This window comes from Streptomyces ipomoeae 91-03 (genome assembly GCF_000317595.1).
In the GTDB taxonomy this organism is placed as follows: domain Bacteria; phylum Actinomycetota; class Actinomycetes; order Streptomycetales; family Streptomycetaceae; genus Streptomyces; species Streptomyces ipomoeae.
In genome coordinates, this window is record NZ_AEJC01000549.1 from 1 (window position 1) to 4,818 (window position 4,818).

Consider the following 4,818-nt stretch of genomic DNA (forward strand, 5'->3'; position numbering starts at 1 on the left):
CGGCGCAGCACCTTCCCGGGAACACACACCACTTGGAGACACCGTGTCCACCCTGACGCGACCCCCCGTCGCGAAGACCGGCTCCCCGGTCCGGCGGTCCTCCCCCCGCCGGGCCGGGAGACGGGGCGCCTACAAGGGGCTGCTGTTCACGCTGCCCTTCCTGGTCGGCTTCCTGTTCACCTACGTCCTGCCGATCGGCTACGCGTTCAGCCAGAGCCTGCACGAGAAGAAGAGCACCGGCCTCGGCTTCGGCCCGACCAAGGTCGTCTTCACGGGCTTCGCCAACTTCGCCTCCGTACTCGGCGACGACGCGTTCTGGGCGAGCATGCTGCGGACCCTGATCTTCGGCGGCGTACAGATCACCGTGATGCTGGGCATCTCCCTGTTCCTCGCCCTGCTGCTCGACGGTGTCGCCGCCAGAGCCGTCCGTTTCTTCCGGGCGGCGCTGCTGATCCCGTACGTCATCCCGGCGGTGGTCTCCACGCTGATGTGGCTGTTCCTCTACAGCCCGACGGGCAGCCCGCTGCTGGACCTGGCCGAGCGGGCGGGTACGGAGGTCGAGTTCTTCGGGGGGCTCAACACCTATCTGTCGCTGGGCAATCTGCTCACCTGGCAGGGGATCGGCTTCAACATGATCCTGATCTCCGCCTCGTTGCAGGCGCTGCCGCGCGAGATGTACGAGGCGGCGCGGCTGGACGGGGCCCGGGAGTGGCGGATCGCCTGGTCGATCAAGGTGCCCAACATCACCGGGATCCTGGTGCTGACCGGCATGTTCTCGCTGATCGGACGGCTGCAGCTGTTCGGTGAGCCGTTGATCCTGCGGCAGATCGCGCCGGAGTCCATCAACACCGACTTCACGCCGATGATGGAGATCTACGACAAGGCCTTCAAGGCGGGGGACTACCAGTACGCCGCCGCCGAGTCCCTGGTCCTGGCCGTCGTCACCGGCATCCTCGCTTTCGTCTTCTACAAGGTCACGAACAGGAAGATGTCATGAGCAGCGGCCTTGCTTCCGGGGGCGGTGTGCGCCCCACCCGTCGCGCGATGGTGCTGACCACCGGTCTGTTGGTCGTCTTTCTGGTGTACTCCCTCGCTCCGACCTGGTTCCTGATCGTCTCCGCGACCAAGGATCAGACGGATCTCTACTCCACGTTCGGGCTGTGGTTCTCCAACAACCATGTGGTGGACAACCTGGAGGCCATCTCGGACTACCACGACGGAGTCTTCTTCCGCTGGATCGGCAACTCCGTCCTCTACTCGGGGCTCGGCGCGGCCGGTTCGACGATCGTGTCGCTGGCCGCCGGGTACGGGCTGGCGAAGTTCGACTTCCGTGGGCGGGGCGCGGTCTTCGCCGTCATCGTCGGAGCCTCGCTGCTGCCGAGCACCCTGCTGGCCTTTCCGCTGTATCTGGTGTTCGCCGAGATGGGGATCACCAACACCATCTGGTCGGTGCTGATCCCGTACTTCATCAACCCGTTCGGGGTGTACCTCGGCAAGGTCTACGCGGACAGTTCGGTGCCGACCGAGCTGATGGAGGCCGCCCGTATCGACGGGGCCAGTGAGGTGCGGGTCTTCTTCTCGATCGCGCTGCGGCTGATGAGGACCGGCGGCATCACCATCTTCATGCTCGACTTCATCAACATCTGGAACAACTTCTTCCTCCCCCTTTTCATGCTCAACGGCGAGCGCACCTTCCCTGTGACCCTGGGCCTTTACTCCTGGCTCCAGCAGGCGCAGACCGCCCGTGACATGAACACCCTTGTCCTCACCGGTTCCCTGCTGTCGATCATTCCGCTCGCGATCTTCATGTTCGCGCTCCAGAAGTACTGGCGCAGCGGAATCCTCATGGGCAGCCTGAAGTAAAGGATCACCCGCCGTGTCCGACGCTCCCGGGGCCCGTGCGCCCAGACGCCGTGAAGTGCTCAAGTACGCCGGTACGACCGGTGCCGTCGTGGCCGGTCTCGGTTGGACGGCCGCCGCACCGGCCGCCGCCTCGCCGGCCGCCGAGTCCGACCAGTCAGCGGACTTCAAGCAGGCCGAGTGCAAGCCGCTCGACATCGTGGTCCTCGGTGACGCCGACTCCGAGGCCGCGCACGATCTGACCGCCACGCTCTCCGACACGATCAGCGGCGGCCTCGGCCAGAGCGCCCGTGTCCTCAACCCGACCGAGCCGGCCACGTACTGGGGCGGCACCCTCACGTTCGACGTCGCCGTCAGCCCGACCGGCACCACCTACGTCACCGTCCGGCTGTGGGGCGACGACTACGACAAGACGTCGCAGCAGGCGGCCTCCGGCAAGAACATGTGGCGGCTCCAGCTGTTCTGCGACGGTCTCCAGGTCGGCTACCAGGACGAGGGCGCCGTCGACAGCCTGGACATCCTCGACACCTCGCCCCGCACCCCGGGCCGTTTCTTCTTCCACACCCTGCCGCTGCCCGAGCGGATGACGGCGGGCAAGGAGAAGGTGACGCTGGAGATCAGAGCGATGGGGCGGATCTGGTCCTACGGCCAGAACCCCGACCAGCTCTACTACAAGATGACGACGCCCTCGCGCGGCATCTACCGCGTCTACACCCACACCGAGCCCTACTTCGTCCCGCCGAAGGGCGAGGTCCAGGGCCCGGCGCCGGAGCCCAAGGTCCGTACGGTGGAGGGCCCCGAGGTCCTGGAGGCCGTGCGCAAGCGGGTCGAGAAGGACCAGAAGCACTACCTCACCACCGCCAACCCGGCCGGTATGGACGCCTGGGCGTTCCAGTCCCTCGCCGAGGGCTACCTGTGGTCCGGCAGTCCCGCGTACAAGAACCCCGCCGCCCTGGACCGGGTGCTGCGGGCCATCGACAGCCGCTATCTGGCCTGGAAGACCGACGCCAAGGTGCTCACCGGCTCCGACCAGCAGTGGCAGGGCTTCGGCCGGGTCGGTCTGGTCCTCGCCCTGCTGTGGGAACACCTCGGCGACCGCCTGGACGAGAAGGTCACCGGCTCCCCGTACGAGATCGCCAACCCGGGCTTCGAGGAGGGCACCGAGACCCCCATGGGCTGGTCGGCGCCCGGCTGGGGCCAGACCGCCGGCGCCACCTGGGCGCGGGACACCACGGTCTCGCGTACCGGCTCCGCCTCGCTGAGGCTCCAGGTGCCCGCCTCCGGCGGCAACATGTACACGTACTCCAACCCCAAGACCCGTATCGGCAAGGGCACCTACACCTACGGTGCCTGGATCAGGACCGAGGGTGTCACCGGCCTCGGCGCCCACATCGACCCGCTCTTCTTCGACGCGGACGGCAAGCTCGTCGCAGCGACACAAGAAGTACGCGGCCAAGGGAACCCACGACTGGGAGTACGTGTCCATCGAGCTGGAGACCCCCGCCCGGGCCACCCAGATGGAGATGCATCTCAGACTGTCCGGCCCGGCACCGCCTGGTTCGACGCGTCACCCTCGTCGCCCCGGTGACTCACGCACCGGTGGCCCCGGTCCGCCGGGCGGCGTACATCGACATGCTCAAGTCGAGCCGTGACTACTGGCGTCAGCACTTCCCGCACTACACCAACCAGTCGCAGATCTGCGCCATCGGCATCTACCAGGCCAACCGCGGTCTGCGCCTCCTCGACGCGGACCTCGCGCTGCCGGAGGAGAAGGCCCGCGACTACATGTACCAGTCGCTCGGCATGAAGCCCTACCTCGGCAAGGAGGACGCGGACGGCAACCCGACGAAGCCGCTGGGCGAGGGCTACCACCAGGTCTCCAAGGCCGGTCTGACCCGTGAGCTGGGCTATGTGGGCAGCTACGGGGAGGTCGTCGACTGGCTCGTGATGATGTACGAGTCGGTCACCCGCGGATACGACGCCCGGGAGGCGCCCGAACTCCGCGAGCAGATGGTGAGGATCATCAAGGCGCGCGGCAACTTCCGGGTGGTCGACGTCGACGAGACGGGCGCCCGGGTGTCCCGGATCGAGACCGTCATCGGCTGGCGCAACGAGGTCTACCCCGGCGAGATCGCGTACGCCTCCCGTACCGCCTGGGACTCCCACCCGGTGATGTCCGCCGCGGTCTTCAAGGACCCCGACATCGTCGGCTGGACCCAGGAGATGGTGGCCGACGGCCAGTTCTACAAGCAGCTCGATCTGCTGGTGAACCACACCTGGACCCGCGTCGGCCTCGCCGGACTGCGTCTGGTCTCCCGCGACTGGGACGCCTTCCAGGCCCTGCCGAACCGCCCCGCCCGCATCCCCACCGCCTGGGACCGGCCCGACTTCGTCTTCACCGACGAGGAGAACGGCTGCCTGGCGGTCAAGAACGGCCAGGAACTGCTGTTCGCGTCGCTCTACTGGCGCTCCCGGCAGGGCGTCAACGACTACGCCCGCATCCACCACCTCACGCCCGTCGACCAGCGCTCCGCCACGGTCCGTCAGCGCAGTGCCGGTACCACCGACGAGACGTTCACGGTGCGCGACTGGATCCTGTGGGACTACGCCATCAACGATCCCGGCGCCGGTCACCTCCCGCCCGGTGGCTTCCCGCCGCCGGGGGAGACCCTCCACCAGTCGCAGCAGGGCGACGTCTACCACCTCGCACCCGTTCCGGACGACGTCCCCGACCCCGCGATGGGCGTCCACTTCGACGGCGTCGAGACCATGCTCGTCGGCCGCGCGCCCCTCTACGTCTGCGAGTACGGCGACTATCTGATCGCCATGAACACCACCACCGACAAGACGTTCACCCTGCCCACCCGCCACGCCTTCGGCCCCGGCCGCGACCTGGCAACCGGCAGGGTGATCGGCGCCGGCAAGCGGGTCGAACTCGGCCCGCTGAGCACCCTCGTG

Annotated in this window: 3 protein-coding genes and 1 pseudogene; all 4 read left to right on the forward strand. The window is 67.6% G+C overall.

Going from position 1 to position 4,818, the window contains the following annotated elements:
- Positions 1-43 precede the first annotated feature (43 nt).
- Positions 44-997: a carbohydrate ABC transporter permease gene (locus STRIP9103_RS35790; protein ID WP_009330612.1), complete on the forward strand. Its 954-nt coding sequence runs from the start codon at positions 44-46 to the stop codon at positions 995-997.
- Positions 994-1,863, forward strand: a complete 870-nt coding sequence (locus STRIP9103_RS35795; RefSeq protein ID WP_009330613.1) for a carbohydrate ABC transporter permease — start codon at positions 994-996, stop codon at positions 1,861-1,863. The genes STRIP9103_RS35790 and STRIP9103_RS35795 overlap by 4 nt, the downstream gene beginning before the upstream one ends.
- Positions 1,864-1,876: 13 nt before the next feature.
- Positions 1,877-3,448, forward strand: a complete 1,572-nt coding sequence (locus STRIP9103_RS52270; RefSeq protein ID WP_234022389.1) for a hypothetical protein — start codon at positions 1,877-1,879, stop codon at positions 3,446-3,448.
- A pseudogene (locus STRIP9103_RS52275) lies at positions 3,445-4,818 on the forward strand (Tat pathway signal sequence domain protein); the annotation flags it as partial. The gene STRIP9103_RS52270 and the pseudogene STRIP9103_RS52275, both read left to right, overlap by 4 nt.